Annotated in this window: 19 protein-coding genes and 1 pseudogene; 8 read left to right on the forward strand and 12 right to left on the reverse strand. The window is 65.9% G+C overall.

Annotated elements, in window-relative coordinates; translation table 11 throughout:
• Positions 1-13: 13 nt before the first annotated feature.
• The 3 genes from AC1DMG_RS04665 to AC1DMG_RS04675 are packed head-to-tail and all read right to left on the reverse strand — an operon-like array spanning position 14 to position 2,762.
• On the reverse strand, positions 14-772 hold the full coding sequence (locus AC1DMG_RS04665; protein ID WP_441601970.1) for a glycosyltransferase family 2 protein: 759 nt from the start codon (positions 770-772) through the stop codon (positions 14-16).
• The gene (locus AC1DMG_RS04670) at positions 769-1,566 is read right to left on the reverse strand and encodes a beta-ketoacyl synthase chain length factor (RefSeq protein ID WP_441601971.1); all 798 of its coding nucleotides are present in this window, start codon (positions 1,564-1,566) and stop codon (positions 769-771) included. Before AC1DMG_RS04670 ends, AC1DMG_RS04665 begins: the two co-directional genes overlap by 4 nt.
• On the reverse strand, positions 1,563-2,762 hold the full coding sequence (locus tag AC1DMG_RS04675) for a beta-ketoacyl-[acyl-carrier-protein] synthase family protein (RefSeq protein ID WP_441601972.1): 1,200 nt from the start codon (positions 2,760-2,762) through the stop codon (positions 1,563-1,565). The genes AC1DMG_RS04670 and AC1DMG_RS04675 overlap by 4 nt, the downstream gene beginning before the upstream one ends.
• A gap of 198 nt (positions 2,763-2,960) precedes the next feature.
• On the opposite strand from AC1DMG_RS04675, the gene AC1DMG_RS04680 reads away from it, so the two are divergent.
• Positions 2,961-3,650, forward strand: a complete 690-nt coding sequence (locus tag AC1DMG_RS04680) for a YdcF family protein (protein WP_441601973.1) — start codon at positions 2,961-2,963, stop codon at positions 3,648-3,650.
• An 82-nt stretch (positions 3,651-3,732) separates the two neighbouring features.
• Entirely contained in the window at positions 3,733-4,635 is a 903-nt protein-coding gene (gene hemF, locus AC1DMG_RS04685) for an oxygen-dependent coproporphyrinogen oxidase (RefSeq protein WP_441601974.1), read from the forward strand.
• A gap of 49 nt (positions 4,636-4,684) precedes the next feature.
• Here hemF and AC1DMG_RS04690 read toward each other — a convergent pair whose 3' ends face one another.
• On the reverse strand, positions 4,685-5,344 hold the full coding sequence (locus tag AC1DMG_RS04690; protein WP_441601975.1) for a DUF4097 family beta strand repeat-containing protein: 660 nt from the start codon (positions 5,342-5,344) through the stop codon (positions 4,685-4,687).
• A 143-nt stretch (positions 5,345-5,487) separates the two neighbouring features.
• On the opposite strand from AC1DMG_RS04690, the gene gpmA reads away from it, so the two are divergent.
• Together gpmA and AC1DMG_RS04700 are read left to right on the forward strand one after the other, a co-directional pair.
• Complete coding sequence (gene gpmA, locus AC1DMG_RS04695; RefSeq protein WP_441601976.1) at positions 5,488-6,231, forward strand: 2,3-diphosphoglycerate-dependent phosphoglycerate mutase; 744 nt, start codon at positions 5,488-5,490, stop codon at positions 6,229-6,231.
• A gap of 118 nt (positions 6,232-6,349) precedes the next feature.
• Positions 6,350-6,859, forward strand: a complete 510-nt coding sequence (locus AC1DMG_RS04700) for a CcdC protein domain-containing protein (protein ID WP_441601977.1) — start codon at positions 6,350-6,352, stop codon at positions 6,857-6,859.
• Positions 6,860-6,865: 6 nt separating this feature from the next.
• Here AC1DMG_RS04700 and AC1DMG_RS04705 read toward each other — a convergent pair whose 3' ends face one another.
• Positions 6,866-7,204 carry a P-II family nitrogen regulator gene (locus tag AC1DMG_RS04705; RefSeq protein ID WP_477180209.1) on the reverse strand — a complete coding sequence of 113 codons (339 nt, stop codon included), beginning with the start codon at positions 7,202-7,204 and terminating at the stop codon, positions 6,866-6,868.
• Positions 7,205-7,394: 190 nt separating this feature from the next.
• Between AC1DMG_RS04705 and AC1DMG_RS04710 the strand changes: the two genes are divergently transcribed.
• The 3 genes from AC1DMG_RS04710 to AC1DMG_RS04720 all read left to right on the forward strand — a co-directional run bounded on the left by AC1DMG_RS04710 (position 7,395) and on the right by AC1DMG_RS04720 (position 11,383).
• Positions 7,395-7,643, forward strand: a complete 249-nt coding sequence (locus tag AC1DMG_RS04710) for an accessory factor UbiK family protein (RefSeq protein WP_354015077.1) — start codon at positions 7,395-7,397, stop codon at positions 7,641-7,643.
• A 166-nt stretch (positions 7,644-7,809) separates the two neighbouring features.
• On the forward strand, positions 7,810-9,309 hold the full coding sequence (locus AC1DMG_RS04715; protein ID WP_441601978.1) for a YifB family Mg chelatase-like AAA ATPase: 1,500 nt from the start codon (positions 7,810-7,812) through the stop codon (positions 9,307-9,309).
• Positions 9,310-9,592: 283 nt separating this feature from the next.
• Positions 9,593-11,383 (forward strand): cation:proton antiporter, encoded by a 1,791-nt coding sequence (locus AC1DMG_RS04720; protein ID WP_441601979.1) that lies wholly within the window; start codon positions 9,593-9,595, stop codon positions 11,381-11,383.
• A gap of 111 nt (positions 11,384-11,494) precedes the next feature.
• Here the strand turns inward: AC1DMG_RS04720 and aceA are convergent, their stop codons facing one another.
• Complete coding sequence (aceA, locus tag AC1DMG_RS04725; protein WP_477180210.1) at positions 11,495-12,799, reverse strand: isocitrate lyase; 1,305 nt, start codon at positions 12,797-12,799, stop codon at positions 11,495-11,497.
• A gap of 134 nt (positions 12,800-12,933) precedes the next feature.
• Positions 12,934-14,532, reverse strand: coding sequence for a malate synthase A (aceB, locus tag AC1DMG_RS04730; protein WP_441601981.1), 1,599 nt, complete (start codon positions 14,530-14,532; stop codon positions 12,934-12,936).
• A 129-nt stretch (positions 14,533-14,661) separates the two neighbouring features.
• Between aceB and AC1DMG_RS04735 the strand changes: the two genes are divergently transcribed.
• Positions 14,662-15,696, forward strand: a complete 1,035-nt coding sequence (locus AC1DMG_RS04735; protein WP_441601982.1) for a LysR family transcriptional regulator — start codon at positions 14,662-14,664, stop codon at positions 15,694-15,696.
• 105 nt (positions 15,697-15,801) lie between these two features.
• Here AC1DMG_RS04735 and AC1DMG_RS04740 read toward each other — a convergent pair whose 3' ends face one another.
• The 5 genes and pseudogenes from AC1DMG_RS04740 to AC1DMG_RS04760 form a co-directional block, all read right to left on the reverse strand.
• A complete protein-coding gene (locus AC1DMG_RS04740) occupies positions 15,802-16,398 on the reverse strand; it encodes a 1-acyl-sn-glycerol-3-phosphate acyltransferase (protein ID WP_441601983.1) in 597 nt (198 codons plus the stop codon).
• Entirely contained in the window at positions 16,395-16,817 is a 423-nt protein-coding gene (arfB, locus tag AC1DMG_RS04745; protein WP_121883105.1) for an alternative ribosome rescue aminoacyl-tRNA hydrolase ArfB, read from the reverse strand. Before arfB ends, AC1DMG_RS04740 begins: the two co-directional genes overlap by 4 nt.
• Positions 16,818-16,866: 49 nt before the next feature.
• Positions 16,867-17,575, reverse strand: a pseudogene (locus AC1DMG_RS04750) (pseudouridine synthase).
• Positions 17,576-17,585: 10 nt separating this feature from the next.
• On the reverse strand, positions 17,586-19,223 hold the full coding sequence (ubiB, locus tag AC1DMG_RS04755) for a ubiquinone biosynthesis regulatory protein kinase UbiB (protein ID WP_441602137.1): 1,638 nt from the start codon (positions 19,221-19,223) through the stop codon (positions 17,586-17,588).
• 8 nt (positions 19,224-19,231) lie between these two features.
• Complete coding sequence (locus tag AC1DMG_RS04760; protein WP_477180211.1) at positions 19,232-19,867, reverse strand: ubiquinone biosynthesis accessory factor UbiJ; 636 nt, start codon at positions 19,865-19,867, stop codon at positions 19,232-19,234.
• Positions 19,868-19,982 lie beyond the last annotated feature (115 nt).

Here is a 19,982-nt window from a genome sequence, read left to right on the forward strand (position 1 = left end):
CAGCGGTGCCTGCTCAGGTCACCGCGACGTCGAACACCACCGGACTCGAGGCGCGCGAGCGCCGATAGCTGGCCAGCACATCGCCGTGGCGCAGGATCTGCCCCACGGTGTAGAAGGTGATGCGGCTGACATCGCGGATCGGGCTGAAATGGCTGATGCGGAATTCGCCCTGGTAACGCGAAGCGATCGGCACCGACACCACGCTGATGCCTTTCTCGCGCGTGGCGGCGATCAGGATGGCAGCCTCGAACACAAAGTTTTCCGCCGGCAGATCGACCAGGTCGAGCGCGCCGCGCGGATACCAGCGCTGCCCGCTTTGCGTATCGGCTACCGGCTGTGCGCAGGCCCACGAGATGCCCCAATCGGCCACGCCATTGGCACGACGACGACCCTTCGGCTGCTGTTCGCGCTGGAGCAGACGCGCACCGATGACGATGTGATTGGGATAGCGCTGCGCTGCCGCCGCAATGCGCGGGATATCGGCGGCCAGGTGCTGGCCGTCGCCATCCATGGTGAGCACGGCGTCGAAGCCCTGCCGCAGCGCCTCACGAAAACCCGTGCGCAGCGCTTCGCCCTTGCCGCTGCGTTGCGGATGGCGCAGCAAAGTCACCGGCAGTTCGCGCACGATCTCGGGCGTGCGATCGTCCGAACCGTCGTCGACCACGATGACCGGGACGCCCAGCGCCAGCACGGATTGGACCACCTCGCCGATCGCCGCCTCTTCATTGAGGCAGGGAATCAGCACGCACCAACGGGCAGCGGACGTATTCAAGCAAGTGTCTCCAGCACAACCCTCAACGCCAGGGTTTCGGCGGCGGCCAGGGTGCAGTCACCGTGGCCTGTAGCGAGATTCTGCATCAGCGGCCAGGCGGATGCGGCAATCGGATTGGTTTCGTACCACTGGCCCGTCGCGGGCGCCGGGCGCAGCGGATGGTCGGCGTGGGCCTCAAGCTCGATCGCCATGCTCGCCAGCGTGCCCGAGGTGACGGTCGGGGAAAGCACCAGCGCAAAGCCGAAGGAGCTGCCTGTCGCGCTCATCTCGCCCACCGGACCGGTGCCGGCGATATCGCTGCACACCAGCAGTACCGCGCGCTGTTCGGCGAGGCTCAGCGTGGCCGCTTCCAGCAGGCCTGCGCCAAAGGTGGCGCGACCGGCGGAAATCGCGCTGGACAGCGCCTGGCAGCCGGTGGCGATCGTCCAGTAGCCGGCCGGCGCGTTGTGCACGGAATTGTGGAAGCGCGTGGGCGACAGCTCGGCCGGCGCACTGGCCAGGGTGGCGCACATATAGTCGGAAATCAGCTGGTCGCCATAGGCGGAGCTGAATACGCAAGGCAACTCACTTGCGACGCGACCGCTCATGGCTACCGCCTGGCCGGCCACTTCCACTGCCAGCAGCACGCTCTCGGGTGCGCGGCGTCGCTCGTTGGCGGGCAGGGTCGCTGCCGCGGGGCGTGCAGCCGGGGCGTCGATCGACAAGCCTTGCAGCTGCGCCTTCAGTGCCGCGAAATCGCCCAGTGCCGGCGACCACAGGCCAATGCCTTCCACGTGGACTTGCAGCGCACTCATGCCGGCGCCCTCCCGAAGGCAAGGCAGGCATTATTGCCTCCGAATCCAAACGAGTTGCTCAAGGCCACGTTGACGTTGCGCTGCTCGCTCTGCAGCGCCAGTTGCGGGCCGCAGGCTTCATCCGGATCGGTGCATCCAAGGTTGCCGGGAACCATGTTGTGGCGGATCGCTAGCAGCGCGAACACCGCTTCGAGAATGCCTGCGGCGCCCAGCGTGTGACCGGTGAAACCTTTCGTGGAGCTGGCGCGCGTGCTCGATGGAAAGGCGCGTGCGATCAGTGCGGCTTCCACTTCGTCGTTCTTCAGACTCGCCGTGCCGTGCAGGTTGATGTAGTCCACTTGCTCGGCACGCAAGCCGGCGCGCGCGAGCGCGTCGCGCAGCGCCAGCTCGGCACCGACACCTTCCGGATGCGGCGTCGACATATGGTGCGCATCGCTGGATTCACCATAACCGAGCAGGCGCGGTGCGTGTGGCGCGTTGCCCACGCGTTCCAGCAAGGCGAAGCCCGCCGCCTCGCCGATGGAGATGCCACGACGCGCCTGGTCGAATGGACGACACGGTTCGGGCGACACCAGCTCCAACGCGTTGAAGCCAAACAGCACGCTGTCGCACAACGTATCCACGCCGCCCACGATGGCCGCGTCCACCAGCCCAAGGCGAATCAGCCGCTCGGCCGTGGCGAACACTTTCGCGCTGGACGAGCACGCGGTGGAAACGGTCAGGCACGGGCCTTCCAGCCCGAGCGCTTCGGCCACGAAACCGGCCAGCGAATGGGGCGCGTGGATCAGCGGGCGGCGCAATTCCGCCGGCATCCGGCCGTCGGCATCGAGGTGGCGATAGCCCTCCTCAGTGGCGCCGATGCTCGCCGTGGAGGTGCCCAGCACCAGCGCGACGCGCGCGGCGCCGTAGCGCTGGCGTGCATCCAGCGCCTGTTCGAGAAAGCGGTCCTGCTGCAGCCCCAGCCAGGCCAGGCGGTTGTTGCGGCATTCCCACGACGCGTGCGCCGCGGGCAGCTCAGCCTCTTCGACGCCATCGACACGGCCGATCCAGCAGCCCAGGGGAGCGCTGCTGAAGTCGTTTTCACGGAGGCCACCATGGCTGGAAGACAGGGCGGCGAGATGGCTTTCGAGACCTTGGCCGAGCGCTGAAGTGACCGTATAGGCACTTACGGCAAGGGGTTGGATCGGTACTGACATCGCGCGAGCCTAACGAGCGACTGAAACATTTCCTAGTCTGGACAGCCGCCACGCTGGATCGCGTTCATGTTTGTCAGTGCCGTTTTGACCGCCAGTTACGCCTGGCGTGACGGCTGAGCACGACGCCCGGCCGGTCCCCGTGGGACACTGCGCCGTCCACCCTCCGTGCCCTGCCCCGTGCCGCCGATCACCGCCCCCTTGAAGCGTGGCCCCTGGCGCTATCTCAGCGACCGGGACGTACTACACGCCTTCGTGGTGATGGTGGCCGCGGTGACCCTGAGTCTTGGGCTGGTGTGGGTCGGCTATCTCGTTCATGTATGGCGGGTGGCGGCGCGCAGTCCGGTCGCCCCCGGACAGCCGATGACCGTACTGGTATTCGGTCGCCGGCTGGTGCGCGACGCGCCCGAAATGGACTATCAGGCCCGCCTGCTGCGCGCGCTGGCGCTGATGCGTGCGCACCACACCGAACACGTCCTGTTGCTGGGCGGACGCAGCGGCGGGGCCATCAGCGAGGCGGCCGCCGGACGCAGCTGGCTGGAGCAGCACGAGCTGCCGCCGGGCGTGGTGATGCAGCTGGAACAGGCCTCGGTCGATTCGCTGGAAAACCTGCGCCATGCACGCAGCCTGCTGCAGGAAGACGGTCCCGTGGCTCGCGTGCTGCCGCCGGTCGCGCTGGTGACCAGTCGCTACCATCTCGCGCGCTGCCAGCTGCTGGCGCAACGGCTGGGTTTCCGCAGTGTGCCGGTCGCCGCCGAAGCGCGGCTGGTGCTCAACCGCCGTTACGTCGTGCGACTGCTGGCCGAGTCGGGTTATCTGATGTGGATCGATATCGGCATGCGCTGGGCGCGTCTGATCGGCCATCGCCGCATCAGCGCACGACTGAGTTGATGCGATGCGCGACGCGCCGCCGCAGCGGCCCGCGCGCCACGCTTGCTAAGCTGGCGGCCTTTGCACGCCGACGGACCGCCCCATGAGCCAGCAAGCCGACCAAGCCGAACTGTTCCTGCGCGAGTTGCAAGACCGCATTTGCGCGGCGATCGAGCAGATCGACGGCAAGGCGCGTTTCGAAGAAGACGCCTGGACGCGTCCCGCCGGTGGCGGTGGTCGCACGCGCGTATTGCGCGATGGCGCCATCTTCGAACAGGCGGGCGTGAACTTCTCGCGCGTCTACGGTAACCAGCTGCCGCCGAGCGCTACCGCACATCGTCCCGATCTTGCCGGGGGCGGTTTTGTCGCCACCGGCGTATCGCTGGTGCTGCATCCGCGCAATCCGCACGTGCCGACCACGCATGCCAATGTGCGCTATTTCGAGGCGAGCAAAGAAGGCGTGGATCCGGTGTGGTGGTTCGGCGGCGGTTTCGATCTCACGCCGTTCTATCCGCGCGATGAAGACGTGGCGCACTGGCATACCGTGGCGCGCGACCTGTGCGCGCCGTATGGCGACGATGTGTATGCGCGCTACAAGAAGTGGTGCGACGAGTATTTCTATATCAAGCATCGCGCGGAGACGCGCGGCGTCGGCGGCCTGTTCTACGACGATCTCAACGAAGGCGGCTTCGAGCGCTGCTTCGCCTTTACGCGCGACGTGGGGCAGGGTTTCCTCGATGCCTATCTGCCGATCGTCGAGCGCCGCAAGGACGAGGCTTATGGCGAACGCGAGCGCGAGTTCCAGCTGTATCGCCGCGGTCGCTACGTGGAATTCAACCTGGTCTACGACCGCGGCACGCTGTTCGGCCTGCAGTCGGGCGGGCGCACGGAATCCATCCTGATGAGCCTGCCGCCGCGCGTGCGCTTCGAATACAACTTCCAGCCCGAGGCGGAATCGCCGGAAGCGCGGCTGGCGGAATACCTCAAGCCGCGCGACTGGGTGTGAGGCATGAGCGCGTCATCGATCCGTCGATGACGCGCCCTTCAGGGTTCGATCACTCCGTCGGCATGGCGCCGCTGAACTTCACCGGCGTGGCGCCCTTCACGGGGCCGATCTGCGCGCTGTCGCTCACCTGCAGCACCACCTCGCGGCGGAACTCCAGCGTGCCCTGCACCACCGCATGCGGACCGATCACCACGTGCGGCAGACGGTTGTTGCTGCTCCAGCTCCACCCGCCCGGCTTGTCCACCAGGATGCCGCCTTCGATGCGCGAATTGGCGCCCACGGTCACATCGCCGTTGGTGGTCTGCAGACCGCCGCCCACGTGCGCGGCGTCGAGATTGATGCTGCCGTTGACGTTGCCGACCTTGCCGGCCACATCGGCGCCCTGTTGCAGGTGAATACCGCCGTTGGTGGTGCTGACGGTGCCGCTGACGCGGGCGGCCGAGCCCAGGTTCACGCCGCCGTTGACGGTGTCGACGGCCGTGGCCTGCGCATGATCGCCCAGGTTGACCGAGCCATTGACCGTGCTCGCCTTCTGCACCACGGCGTTGTCGCCAACGCGCACCGCGCCGTTGACCGTGCTGACGTTGCCGGCGTGCTGGCCCGCATCCACCTGCGCGGTGCCGTTGACCTTGTCGATATCGTTGTCGCTGGCCTGGGCTACGACGGGCAGGGCCAGGGCGAGGGCGAGTGCTAGCAGATGACGACGCATGATGAGCTCCATGAATAGACTGACCACCCTAGGATGCACCCGGCGCGGGCAGGGTTTAGCATGACCTTCGACAGGGGCCGCGCGATTTGACGGGGCCGGGGCGGGGCCTCACCATCGCGAGTTTCCCGCCACGAATTCCCGCCATGTACAAGCTCGTACTCATTCGTCACGGCCAGTCCCAATGGAACCTGGACAACCGCTTCAGCGGCTGGGCCGATGTGGACCTCACCGAACAGGGCATGGCCGAAGCGGCTGAAGCCGGCCGCCTGCTCAAGGCCGGCGGCTACCGCTTCGACGTCGCGCACACCTCGGTGCTCAAGCGCGCCGTGCGCACGCTGTGGGGCGTGCTCGATGCGATGGAGCAGATGTACCTGCCGGTAGTCACCGACTGGCGCCTCAATGAGCGCCATTACGGCGGCCTCACCGGCCTCAACAAGGCCGAGACCGCCGCCAGGTACGGCGAGGACCAGGTCAAGGTGTGGCGCCGCAGCTACGACATCCCGCCGCCGCCGCTGGACCGCGCCAGCAACGAGTCGGTGAACGATCCGCGCTACGCCAATCTCGATCCCTCGATGATTCCCGACACCGAGTGCCTCAAGGACACCGTCGACCGCGTGGTGCCGTACTGGCACGACGTGCTGGCCCCGGCGATCGCCTCGGGCCAGAACGTGGTGGTCGCGGCGCATGGCAACTCGCTGCGCGCGCTGGTGAAGTACCTGGACAACATCTCCGAAGAGGAGATCGTCGAGCTCAACATCCCCAACGGCGTGCCGCTGGTGTACGAGTTCGACAAGGACCTCAAGCCGATCCGTCACTACTACCTGGGCGATGCCGACGCCATCGCGGCGAAGATGGCCGCCGTGGCGAATCAGGGCAAGGCCAAGTAAGGCCAGTCGCGGGTGACAAGCGTCACCCGCGATGGTTGTGCCCCGTCAGTCGTGCGGGTGTGCCCGGCCCTATAAGCTGCGCGCATCCCATGACCAGGCGATCGCGATGACCCCGAACATGATCTACGCGCTGATGATCCCGCTGATGGCGTTCGCGATCTGGCGCCGTGTGCGCGGGACCTTCGGGCGCCAGCCGATCCGCCGCAAGCGGATGATGGCCCGCATCGCCGTCTTCACGGCGATCGGTGCCCTGATCGGCCTGGGCGGCCTGCACAATCCCCGCCTGCTGGAAGGGCTGCTGGGCGGTGCCTTGGCCGGGGCGGCGCTGGGGGTGGTGGGCATCAAGCTGACCCGCTTCGAGCGCGACGCCGCCGGCAACGACCTCTATATCCCCAACCCCTGGATTGGTGGTCTGCTGACGATGTTGCTGATCGGGCGCCTGGCATGGCGCTTCGTGGTGGTGATGCCGCAGCTGCAGGATCCGGCCATGGCGCACAGCGGGCCCGCCATTGGCAACAGCCCGCTGACCCTGGCGATCTTCGGCCTCACCATCGGCTACTACATCTGCTACTTCGCCGGCCTGCTGGTGCATCACCGCCGCTTCGAGCGGGCCCAGCTGGCGACCTGATGGCGCTTAGAGCGCGTCGCCGTCCATCTCGCCGGTGCGGATGCGGATGACCTGCTCAAGCGAACTGACGAAGATCTTGCCGTCGCCGATCTTGCCGGTCTTGGCCGAGGCCTGGATGGCTTCGACCACGCGGTCCACCTGCTCGTCGCTCACCGCCACTTCCAGTTTGATCTTCGGCAGGAAGTCCACCACGTACTCGGCGCCGCGGTASAGYTCGGTGTGACCCTTCTGGCGRCCGAARCCCTTGACYTCRGTCACSGTGATGCCSKRCACGCCCACWTCSGMSAGGGCYTCGCGCACMTCGTCSAGCTTGAACGGCTTGATGACCGCAACCACCAGCTTCATGGGTTTTCCTCTTGATCGTCAGGTGGCCCGTCGTCCGGGCCGCAGTTCCACATTTTGCCTGTGCAGGGATATCGCTGTCGCGCCCGGGCTCTCTGTAGGAAAATGCCTACAAGTAGAAGTGGAGCACCCTGATAGTGGCATTTACAGACATGAACCTAAACTCCACCCTGACGAGCTCGAGGTGCTATCCATGATGGATAGGCAGGATATCGATCAACTTGCCCAGCGTCTTGTTTCGTTGGTTCCATCTGGACTGGCTCAGGCGCATCAGGATTTGCGCACCAACTTCGGCGATGTTCTGGCGCAGGGATTGCGCCGCCTTGATCTAGTCACCCGCGAGGAGTTTGACGTCCAGAGCCAGTTGTTGGCGCGCACCCGCGCCAAGGTCGAGGCCCTGGAAAAGCGAATCGCAGATCTCGAGGCTGGTGCTGGCACCTGACTGACGGGGTGCGGCGCGGGCCCAAGTCCCGGGAGCCGTCCCCGATCCGTCACCCTCACCCCGAGAACGATCGGGGGCGGCTATTTTTCTCTGCAGGCCGCTGTGGGAGTCGCTCCGTGTTTCAGCCTGGCAGCCGCTCCCGCGTCGTAGCAGGCGTGCGGGCGACATGAGTCTTGCCGTCACCCTCAGTCGAGCCCAGGAAGGCGTGGCGGCTCCCCAGGTCATGGTGGAAGTCCATCTGTCCGGCGGCTTGCCCAGCACCAATATCGTGGGTCTTCCCGAAGCCGCCGTGCGCGAAGCGCGCGACCGTGTCCGCGTAGCCATCCAGAACACGGCGTTCGAATACCCCAACCGCCGGGTCACCGTGAACCTGGCGCCGGCCGAACTGCCCAAGGATGGCGGCCGCTTCGACTTGGCCATCGCGCTGGGCATCCTTGCCGCCGGCGGCCAGGTGCCCCGCGACAAGCTGGACGACTGCGAATTCCTCGGCGAACTGGCCTTGTCCGGCGCTTTGCGCGCCGTGTCGGGCGTACTCCCTGCCTTGTTGCGCGCGCGCGCGCGTGGCCGCCGCGTGGTGGTGCCACGCGGCAATGCGGCCGAGGCCGCCCTGGTGTCCGATGCCGAGGTGCTGGTGGCCGACACGCTGGCCGATGTCTGCAGCTGGCTGCGTGGCGCACAGGAATTGTCGCCGCCGGGCGCGGCGGCCGGCATCTTCGACGAAGTGATCGGTCCCGACCTGGCCGACGTGCGCGGCCAGCTGCAGGCGCGACGGGCGCTGGAAATCGCCGCGGCCGGCGGTCATCACCTGTTGCTGCTGGGGCCGCCGGGTACGGGCAAAACCATGCTGGCTGAGCGCCTGCCCGGCATCCTGCCGCCGCTGAGCGAGTCGGAAGCGCTGGAAACCTGCGCGGTGCGCTCTGTCGCCGGACAAACAGTCGATCCGAAATTCTGGCGTCGCCGTCCCTTTCGGGCGCCCCACCACACCAGTTCGGCCGTAGCCTTGGTAGGCGGCGGTGCGCTGCCGCGGCCGGGCGAGATCTCGCTGGCGCATAACGGCGTGCTTTTCCTGGACGAATTGCCCGAGTTCGGTCGGCATGTGCTGGACGTGCTGCGCGAACCCATGGAATCGGGGCATATCGTGATCTCCCGGGCGGCGCGGCAGTCCACTTTTCCCGCCCAGTTCCAGCTGGTGGCGGCGATGAATCCCTGTCCCTGCGGTTATGCAGGCGATCCTCGCCAGCGTTGCCAGTGCACGCCCGACCAGGTGCAGCGCTATCGCGGCCGCATTTCCGGGCCGTTGATGGACCGCATCGACTTGGGCATCGAGGTGCCGCGCGTGCCTCTGGGTGAACTGGGGACGCCGCCAGGTCCGCAAGACGAAGACTCGGCGACGGTGAGGGCGCGCGTGATCAAGGCGCGCCACCACGGCTTGATGCGGGCAGGACGCGCCAACGCCGAGATCAGCTCGCGTGAACTGGAGCGCGACTGCGCCCTGGGACCGGCCGAACGTCGCTGGTACGACAGCGCGCTGGAGCGGCTGGGGCTGTCGGCCCGCGCCTATCACCGTACCCTGCGGGTGGCCCGCACGATTGCCGACCTGGACGGCGGCGCAGCCTTGCTCGACCGCAACCACCTCGCGGAAGCCTTGATGTATCGCCGTTTCTAAGGACGGCCAGCATGCCTTATGGCCCTTGCGGGTAATTTTTGAACTGACGGGTATTGACTTGGTCGGACGCAGGCGTATTATCTGTACTCGCTGGTTCTGCATTGAGCCATGCCTGCCACCCCGGTATCGGTACTCCCTCCCCCTCCCCCGTCCGATACCGGGGCTTGGCCCTCCCTCTCCCCCCTTGTAGATGCTTCCCCGTCGACCGACGGCTTGCCGTCGTGGACGTCGGCGCGCGGCGCGTGCTCCGATAGCCGCACTGCGACCGCACGAAGGACCGCGCATGACGCTCGATCTCGGACTCCTGCTGGTAGGCATTCTGGGCATCGGCTTTCTTGCCCAATGGCTTGCGTGGCGCGTCAGGCTGCCGGCGATCCTGTTCCTGCTGCTGGCGGGCATCGTGATGGGGCCCGTGGTCGGCGTGCTGGCGCCGGACCGCCTGCTGGGACCGCTTCTATTCCCGATCGTATCGCTGGCCGTGTCGGTGATCCTGTTCGAAGGCAGCCTGACGCTGCGCTTCAGTGAGTTGCGCGAGATCGGTCGCGCGGTGCGTGGCCTGGTGACCTACGGTGCGGTGATCGCCGTCCTCATGCTCGCCGTGGCGGCGCATTACTTTGCCGGCCTCAGTTGGGAAGTTGCCTTGCTGTTCGGCGCGTTGACCTGCGTCACCGGCCCCACCGTGATTGCGCCGATGCTGCGTACGGTGCGGCCCAATGCACGCATTGCCAACACGTTGCGCTGGGAAGGCATCGTGATCGATCCGCTCGGCGCGCTGTTTGCCGTGCTGGTCTACGAGGCCATCGTCTCGCGCCAGCAAGGCCACACGGTGGGCGTGTTTCTGGCGGTGATCGCCAGTGGCGTCGTGATCGGTCTGCTGGCGGCGTGGATACTCGCGTTCCTGCTGCGCAGGCAGATGATTCCGGAATATCTGCAGAACTACGGCACGCTGGTCGCCGTGCTGCTGGCCTTCTCGTTGTCGAACGCGATCACGCATGAGTCGGGCCTGCTGACGGTCACCATCATGGGCATCGCGCTGGGCAATATGCGCGGCGTGCATATCGACGACATCCTCGATTTCAAGGAAAACCTCACCACCCTGCTGGTCTCCACGCTCTTCATCCTGCTCGCGGCGCGCCTGAGTTGGCCGTTGCCCGACGGCATGCTGGGGGCCGGCATCGCCATCTTCATCGTCGCGCAGCTGATCGTGCGGCCGGTGACCGCGACGATCGCCAGCATCGGCAGCGGCTTGAACTGGCGCGAGCGCGCCTTGATCGCATGGATCGCACCGCGCGGCATCGTAGCAGCGGCGGTGTCCGCGCTGTTTGCGCTCAAGCTCGAAGCGCTGGGCATGGCTGGCGCGAAGGAGCTGGTGCCGCTGGTCTTCATCTTGATCATAGGCACCGTGGTGCTGCAGAGCGCGACGGCGCGTCCGCTGGCGCGCTGGTTGAAGGTGGCCGAGCCCGATCCCACCGGCGTGCTGATCTATGGCGCGGATCAGGCGGCGCGCGTGGTGGCGCGTGCCCTGGCCGATGCGGGCTTCCACGTGATCGTGGCGGACGAACAATGGGAAGGCATCAAGCTGGCGCGCATGGATGGCCTGCCGACCTTCTACGGTTATCCCGCGTCGTCACATGCGGAGCGCCATCTCGATCTCACCGGTGTCAGACGCTTGCTGGCCATGTCGACCAATCGCGAACGCAACGCGCTGGCGTGCGTGTACTACCGGCAGGAGTTCGGCCGCGGCAAGGTGTATCGCCTGAGCAACGACGATGGTGTTGATACCGCCAGTCGTGTGCAGCTGGGCGGCGATCTCGCGGCGCCGACGCTGTTCGATGCCGACATGACGCACGAACGTTTCCTGGAGCGTCTCGCCGAAGGCTGGCGCATCAAGTCTACGCGTCTCACGGCGACCTTCGACTGGCCGAATTTCATCGAGCAATACGGTTCGCCGACGGTGTTGTTGTTCGGCGTCGAGGAGCATGGCGCCCTGCGCGTCGCATCGGTGAAGCGAGAACTGGAGCCGCGCCCCGGATGGATGGTGATTGCGCTGGTGCCCCCGCAGAGCCCGAGCTGATCGAAGCGATGTGCGACACCTTCCCTGCGTGCATGCGTGGGGGCGCTGGACAGGGCCGCGCTCCCCACGCACGCGCCGACGTCCCTGTCGGCTTACGCGAGGCAGGCAGCGTCAGGCGGCGCTGGCCTGGCGCGAGGCGTGGAACTGGGCCTCTTCCGTGGACCCCTTGAGCGCCGTGGTGGACGACTGTCCCTGTTGGATCGCCTGGGTCACCGCATCGAAGTAACCCGTGCCGACTTCACGCTGGTGCTTGACCGCAGTGAAGCCACGGTCGGCGGCGGCAAATTCCCTCTCCTGCAATTCCACGAACGCGCTCATCTGACGACGGGCATAACCATAGGCCAGATCGAACATGCCGTAGTTAAGGCTATGGAAACCGGCGAGCGTGATGAACTGGAACTTGTAGCCCATCGCGCCCAGTTCCTTCTGGAAGGTGGCGATGGTGGCGTCGTCGAGATTCTTCTTCCAGTTGAAGCTGGGCGAGCAGTTGTAGGCGAGCAGTTTGCCCGGATACTTCGCGTGGATCGCCTCGGCGAACTTGCGCGCTTCCTCCAGATTGGGCTTGCTGGTTTCGCACCACACCAGATCCGCATACGGCGCATAGGCGAGGCCGCGACTGATGGCTTGATCGAGGCCCGGGCGCACACGGAAGAAGCCTTCCACCGTGCGTTCGCCGGTGATGAACGGCTTGTCGTTGTCGTCGATGTCCGAGGTGAGCAAGTCGGCGGCATCGGCATCGGTGCGCGCCACGATCAGCGTGGGCACGCCAAGGACGTCGGCAGCGAGGCGTGCGGCGTTGAGCTTGTCGACCGCTTCGCGCGTCGGCACCAGCACTTTGCCGCCCATATGGCCGCACTTCTTTACTGAGGCCAGTTGATCCTCGAAGTGCACGCCGGCKGCGCCCGCKTCGATCATSGMCTTCATCAGTTCGAATGCATTGAGCACGCCGCCGAAACCGGCTTCCGCATCGGCGACGATCGGCACCATCCAGTCGATGTCGCTCTGCCCTTCCGCGTGATGCAGCTGATCCGCGCGCAGCAGCGTGTTGTTGATGCGCTTGACCACCGAGGGCACCGAGTTGGCGGGATACAGCGACTGGTCGGGATACATTTCGCCGGCGAGGTTCGCATCCGCTGCCACCTGCCAGCCGCTCAGGTAGATCGCCTGCAGGCCGGCCTTCACCTGCTGCATGGCCTGGTTGCCGGTGAGTGCACCAAGTGCGTTGACGAAATCTTCCTTGTGCAGCGACTTCCACAAACGCTCCGCGCCGCGACGGGCGAGCGAGTGCTCAACCGCCACCGTGCCGCGCAGCCGTGCCACGGCATCGGCGTCGTAGTTGCGCTGGATGCCGTTCCAGCGGGCGTTGTTCTTCCATTCGAGGGCAAGCTGATCGGCGGTAGGCAGGGTGGTTTTCATGAGAGAGACTCCGTTGCATGTGCATGAATGCGGATGTGTGGGAGCGCACCCTGTGCGCGACTGCGGCCTTGCGGCATGACGCTCCGTTGGCTTGTCGCGCACAGGGTGCGCTCCCACCGTTGCTCTGCTGCCGATCAGCCGATCTGGGCGTACGCGGCCAGGGTGAGGAAGTCGCCGAGTTCTTCAGCGTGCGTAAGTTGCCTGAGCAACGCCGCCGCCTCTTCCGCGCGATGTGCGACGGGGCTGTTGCTCTCCACCAGCCGGTGCGTGTGCTTCACCAGCGCGTGATCGAAGAAGGCGAAATCGATCGGCGCGTGGTCGGTGAATTCCAGCGGACCGCGATGCAGCCATTGCCAGATCTGCGAGCGCGCAATCTCTGCGGTCGCCGCGTCTTCCATCAGGTGATGGATCGGCACGCAGCCCTGCCCGTCCAGCCACGAGGCGGTGTAGCGCAGCGCCACTTCCACGTTGTTGTCGAAGCCGGCGCGCGTGATGGTGCCGCTGCATGGTGCGATCAGCTGGTCGCGGCACACCTTCACGTCGTTGCGCGTCACATTGAGCTGGTTGGGCGAAGGCATGTACTTGTCGAACACCTCCTGCGCGACCGGCACCAGTGCGGGATGCGCCACCCAGGTACCGTCATGGCCTGCTTGCACTTCGCGTAGCTTGTCGGCGCGCACCTTGGCGAGTGCGGCTTCGTTGGCCTCGTCATCGCCCTTGATCGGAATTTGTGCAGCCATGCCGCCCATGGCAAACGCGCCACGGCGATGGCAAGTCTGGATCAGCAGTTCCGAATAGGACTTCAGGAACGGCACCGTCATCAGCACCTGGCTGCGGTCGGGCAGCAGGCGGTCGCGATGGCCGCGGAAGGTCTTCAGGTACGAAAAAATATAGTCCCAGCGACCGCAGTTGAGACCGACGACGCGCCCGCGCAGCGCATGCAGGATCTCGTGCATCTGGAACACGGCCGGCAGCGTTTCGATCAGCACCGTCGCCTTCATGCAATCGGGCGGCAGCTCGAGCGCGGCCTCGGCGGCGGCCATCACGTCGTCCCACAACGCCGCTTCTTCCATCGCCTGCAACTTGGGCAGATAGAAATACGGGCCCCGATCGCGCGCCTGCAGCGTGCGCGCGTTGTGGAAGGCGTACAGACCAAAATCCACCAGCGCGCCGGACATCGGTTCACCGTCGACGGTAATGTGACGCTCTGGCAGATGCCAGCCGCGCGGACGCACCACCAGCACCGCAGGGTTGCCGTTGACGCGGTAGTGCTTGCCCTCGGGCGACGTGAATTCGATCGCGCCATTCACCGCGTCACGCAGATTGATCTGGCCGTCGATCTGGTTGGCCAAGGTGGGCGCCGAGGAATCCTCGAAGTCCGCCATGAACACCTTCGCGCCGGAATTGAGCGCATTGATGATCATCTTGCGTTCGACCGGTCCGGTGATTTCTACCCGGCGGTCGCGCAGCGCCAGCGGAATCGGCGCCACCGTCCAGTTGCCCTCGCGGATGGCGACGGTGTCGGCACGGAAGTCAGGCAGCTCACCGGCGTCATAGCGGGCCTGACGGCCCTCGCGGGCGGCCAGCAGGCTCAGGCGGCGATCGTCGAACTGCCGGTGCAGTTCCGCCAGAAAGGCCAGGGCCTCGGGGGTGAGGATGGCGGCGTGTTCCGGGCGGATGCCGCCCAGCACCTGCGCCGCGGAAAGGGCGAGTCGTTCCTTGGGGACGGCCATGGGAATCTCCGTGATGACGTTGGGATGACACTAGGTCGCGGAGACTGGCTTTGACAAAGCAAATGTTTCAATCTTTGGTATTGTCTTTCTTAATGTCTATCGCAACACCATGAATTTAAAAGGCCGCTGATGGACAAGAAGCCGCTGAACAAGGCAAAAAAGCGCACTGTGGCGCCCCATCGGCGACGTACGGATACGTATGGAGAGGGCGGTGAAGGGAGCCGGTTCTACTACAAGGGCAACCGCCAGAAGCAGCTGAGGGCGTTCGTCTACACGGTGAAGCTGGGCACGCTGACTCGGGCGGCCGAAGCGCTGTTTCTGTCTCAGCCGACGGTGAGCCTCCAGCTTCAGGCCTTGGAGCGCGAGCTAGGTGTCCGCCTGCTGGAGCGCCGGCGCCGACGCATCAACCTCACCGATTCGGGCGAGGCGCTGTACGAGCTCGCGCGCCCGCTGGTGGAAGGCTGGGAAAACCTCGACCGCGACTTCCAGGCCAAGGTGAAGGGCTTGCAGGGCGGACGGCTCACCATCGCCGCCGGTAGTTCCACCATCCAGTACCTGCTGCCGGATCTGGTGCGTCGCTACCGCGAAAGCTACCCCGAAGTGCAGCTGCAACTGGCCAACGTGACCGGCAAGGACGGCTTGGCGCTACTGCGCGCCGACGAAGCGGACTTCGCCGTGGGCTCCATGCTCGACGTGCCCAACGACATCGCGTGGGCGCCGGTGCATCACTACGACCCGATGCTGATCATGCCGCCCGATCATCCGCTGGCGGCCAAGACCACGGTGACGGTGCAGGATCTCTCGCCGTACGGCCTGATCCTTCCGCCGCAGCGATTGTCGACGTACCGCCTGGTGGACCTGGTTTTCCAGCAGCGGCAGGTGCCTTACCGCGTGGCTATCGAAGTGGGCGGCTGGGACGTGATCAAGGAATACGTCGCCATGGGCCTGGGCATTTCCATCGTCACCGGCATCTGCATCACCGAAGCGGACCGCTCGCGTTTGGCCGTCCGTAACATGAAGCAGTATTTCCCGCAGCGCAGCTACGGCGTGGTGATGCGCAAAGGCAAGTTCCTCAGCGCGGAGGCGAGGGCGTTTATCGATCTGGTGAAGCCGGGCTTGTTGACGCATCGCGATTACGATGAGTCGGGCCATTCGGAGCGTTAGGGACGCATGGCTTTCTGTGGGAGCGCACCCTGTGCGCGACGGCCTCAGGTTCCATCACCGCCAGTCGCGCACAGGGTGCGCTCCCACAATGAGGCCTACGTGCGCTCAATCGTTCGCGTTGCGGTGCTTGCCCCGATACGGCGTAAACAACGCACGGATCTTCGCCATATCCGCATCCGGATCATCCGTAGCGTGCACCACCGGTCCAAACCGGAAAGTCTTGCTCGGATAATCCAGGAACAGCGTCTGGATCGGCACGTTCGCATCATGTGCAATGCGCAGAAAACCCGACTTCCACTGCTTGACCTTCTTGCGCGTGCCTTCGGGCGTGATGCCCAGCCACATGCGGTCCTTTTCCCGGAACCGCTGCACCATCTGATCCACCACGTTGAGCGCGGCGCTGCGGTTGATCGCGATCATGCCGATCGGGCGCAGGATGATACCCAGCGGACCGTCCAGCACCTCGCGCTTGATCATGATGTTGATGTCCACGCCCAGGCCGATCTTCATCAGCAGGCCGTAGTAGCCATCCCAATAGGACGAATGCGGCGCACCGATGATGATCAGCTTGGGCTCGTTGGGCAGCTCGCCGAGCAGCTTCCAGCCGGACAGGCGCAGCAGGCAGCGTGCGAGCCACGGCCAGAACTTGCTGTTGAGCTTGGGCGCCTCGGGCGGGGCAGGGGGCAGCATCGGGGTGCTCATTCACGACTCCAGTCACGCGACCGCGTTTGCTTGATCTTGCCGCGTTGCTGTTTGCCGGCGAGCCGGCGCTCTTTCGAGCCGCGGGTGGGTTTGGTGGCGATGCGCGCCTTGGGTACGACCAGGGCGGCACGGATGATCTCGACCAGGCGATCGCGCGCATCTTCGCGATTGCGGCCCTGGTCGCGGAAACGGCGTGCCTGGATCACCAGCACGCCTTCGTCGGTCAGGCGGCGATCGCGGCGCGCGAGCAGGCGTGCGCGCAGTGGTTCGGGCAGGGACGGCGAATGGGCCACGTCGAAGCGCAGTTCGACCGCGCTTTCCGTGCGATTGACGTGTTGGCCGCCGGGACCGTCTGCGCGTAGGAATCGCTCAGTCAGCTCGGTCTCGGGCAGGACGATGGATCGGCTGATGGTGAGCATGGCGCAAAGTTTAGCGGGCGAGCGTGACATGCCGCCACGACGCGGCGCATCACAAATCCGGCAAAGACCAGCCGAAGCGTTCGAGCAGGCCTTGATAGGCGGCATCCAGCGGCGCTTCCAGACGCATCGGCTCGCCGCTCAGCGGGTGCGCGAAACTCAGCCGCCACGCGTGCAGAAGCATGCGGTGGCAGCTGAAGTACTGCTTGTACAGGCGGTTGTGATCGCTGCGCCCGTGCTGGCAATCGCCAATGATGGGATGGTGCAGGTGCGCCATATGCTTGCGGATCTGGCGAAAACGGCCGGTCTGCGGTTCGGCCAGCACCATGGCGTAGCGCTGCTGGGGATAGCGTCCCAGTTCAATGGGTACTTCCACCGTGGCCAGCCGTCGATAGCTGGTGCGCGCCTCGCGCCTCGCGCCGCGGTCCGCTGTCGCGGGAGCCGGGCAGGGGATAATCGACCAGCGCCTCCTCAGGCTCCGGCCAGCCGCGCACCACGGCGAGGTATTGCTTGTGCACGTTGCGGCCCATGAACTGCTCGCCGAGCGAGGCGGCAATCTCGCTCGAGCGCGCCACCAGCAACACGCCGCTGGTCGCGCGGTCGAGGCGATGGGCGAGGTAGGTCGTGCCACCGACCTGTTCGCGCAGCAGGTCGATCAGAAACTCTTCTGCGTTGCCGACCATTTTCGAACGATGCACGGCGAGGCCCGCGGGCTTGTTCACCGCGATGATGGCGTCGTCCTGGTAGAGGATATCGAGCATGTCGGAACAATCAGCGACGAGGCCAGCCCGCTACGAAGGCAAGCAAGCCGGCAGCGGAGCAAGCGGATGCGAGCCACACGCCGTGCTCGCTCGCCTGAGTCCACAGCACCGCACTGCCAATCAGCAAGCTCGCGCCTAGCAACCCAAACGAGAGCGCGCGTCGCGTGCGTTGCCCCTCATCGCGCTGTTGCGCCAGTTCAGCCGGATCACTGACCGTCTGCCGCTCGCCGGTAGCCACCTGGCGCAACGCATCGCGCACCAGTTCCGGGAACTGAGGCGCGGCATGGAACCACTCGGGCAGGCGCTTGCGCACCTCGCGCAGGGTTTGGCGCGGACTGTAGCGCTCGCGCAGGATGCGCTTGAGCACCGGGTGCGCCACCGCCCAGATATCGATCTCCGGGTCGAGCATGCGGCCGACGCCTTCGATATTGAGCAAGGTCTTTTGCAACAGGATCAGCTGCGGCTGCAGCGTCAACTCGTAGCGGCGCGCCGTCTGGAACAGCTTGACCACCAGCTCGGCCAGTGAGATCTGCGACAGAGGACGGGTGAAGTAGGGCTCGCAGACGGTGCGCACTGCCGCGGTCAGTTCGTCGATGCGCACGGTGGACGGCATCCAGCCGGCATCCACGTGCAGCTGCGCGATGCGTGCGTAGTCGCGTTCGAACAAGGCGATGAAATTCTGCGCGAGCCAATACTGGTCGCGTTCCGGCAGCGATCCCATGATGCCGAAATCCAGTGCGATGAAGCGCGCATCGCCCGGGCGCGCCGTGTCGACCCAGATATTCCCGGGATGCGCATCGGCGTGGAAGAAGTTGTCGCGAAACACCTGTTCGTAGAACAGTCGCACACCCTTTACGGCGAGCGCCTTGCGGTCGATGCCGGCCGCATCAATCGCGGCGATGTCGTCGCAGCTCACGCCGTAGACGCGTTCGAGCGTCAGCACGCGGGCGCTGGTGAGGTCCCAGAACACCGCCGGCACGTAGAGGTCTTCGCCGCTCTTGAAGTTGCGGCGAAGCAGGCTGGCGCTGGCGCCTTCGCGCTGCAGATCCAGCTCGTTTTCCAGCATCTTCTCGACTTCGGCGACCACGTCGAGCGGGCGGATCTTGTCGGCATTGGGATGCCAGCGCTGCGCCAGCTCGCCGAGCGAACGCAGCAGCTTGATGTCGCGCGCGATCTGCTGGTCGATGCCCGGACGCAGCACCTTGACCACCACCGCGCTGCCATCGGCCAGTGTCGCCGCATGCACCTGCGCGATCGAGGCAGAGGCCAGCGGCGTTTCATCGAAGCTGGTGTACAGCGCGGTGATCGGCGCCTTCAGTTCCTGCTCGATGATGGCGCGCGCTTCGGCGCCGGGGAACGGCGGCACCTGATCCTGCAGTTGCGCGAGTTCGTCGGCAATGTCCGCCGGCACCAGGTCGCGGCGCGTGGAAAGGACCTGGCCGGCCTTGACGAAAATCGGGCCGAGCTCGGTGAGCGCCAGTCGCAGGCGGGCGCCGCGTGGGAGATTCGTGATGTCCGTGCGCGGCCGCGCCACGAACGGGCGCACCAGCTTGAGCGGACGGAACAAGTGCGCGGCATCGACCAGTTCATCCAGGCGATAAGCGAGCAAAACGGAAGCGACGCGCATCACGCGCGGTACCACCTTCAGCGGTGTCCTCACGCGGTGGGTCCCTTCTTCAGACGCTGCTCCAGGCGCGTCAGGCGCGCTTCCAGGCGTTCGCTGCGTTCGCGCAGTTCGTCGACGCCGTCGAGGAAACCTTCCACTTCACCGGGCGCGGCTGCCACGCGGGCTTCGTCGCGCAGCCAGTCGGCGGTATCCGTGGTGAGATGGCTTGCCGTCTCCTTCGCATGCGCCAGCCCGCTGCGCACGGCCTTGGCCAGCGGCACGCCGAGCACATCGCCGAAAGTGCGTGCGAACGCCTCTTCGAAATCCGGCGCGAACTTGCTCGCGAGTTTTTCCAGACGACGCGCAAGATCGGCATCGCCCGCGATCTCCACCTTGCCGGGCGCCACGCCTTCATCATCGCGCTTCACCAGCATCGCCAGCAGGCTGCCGGGCGTTGCCGCGACCCGCAGGTGGTTGTCGTCCTGCGCAGGACCGACCTTCAGCCGCTCGCCTTCCACCGTCACCGACAACGCCAGCTCCGGTCCGCGCAGATGCAACTGCACGCTGCGCCCATCGAGCGCCGATAGCCGCCCGGCGGTTTCCGGATCGAGCGRCAAGGTGTGGTTCAACGCCGTTTCCAGCGCGCGGCCGGCGAGGGCGCGCATGGGGCGGGGCAGGAGGGACATGAGGGATGGGGCAGTCATGGCGGCGATTGTAGCGGGTCGGGTGGTGGGGCTGAGGTTGAAGAGCAGGGACTATGTTTGAAGCGTTCCCGCGAGCACCCGCCCCTCACCCCAGCCC

This window comes from Dyella sp. 01N36 (genome assembly GCF_056399745.1).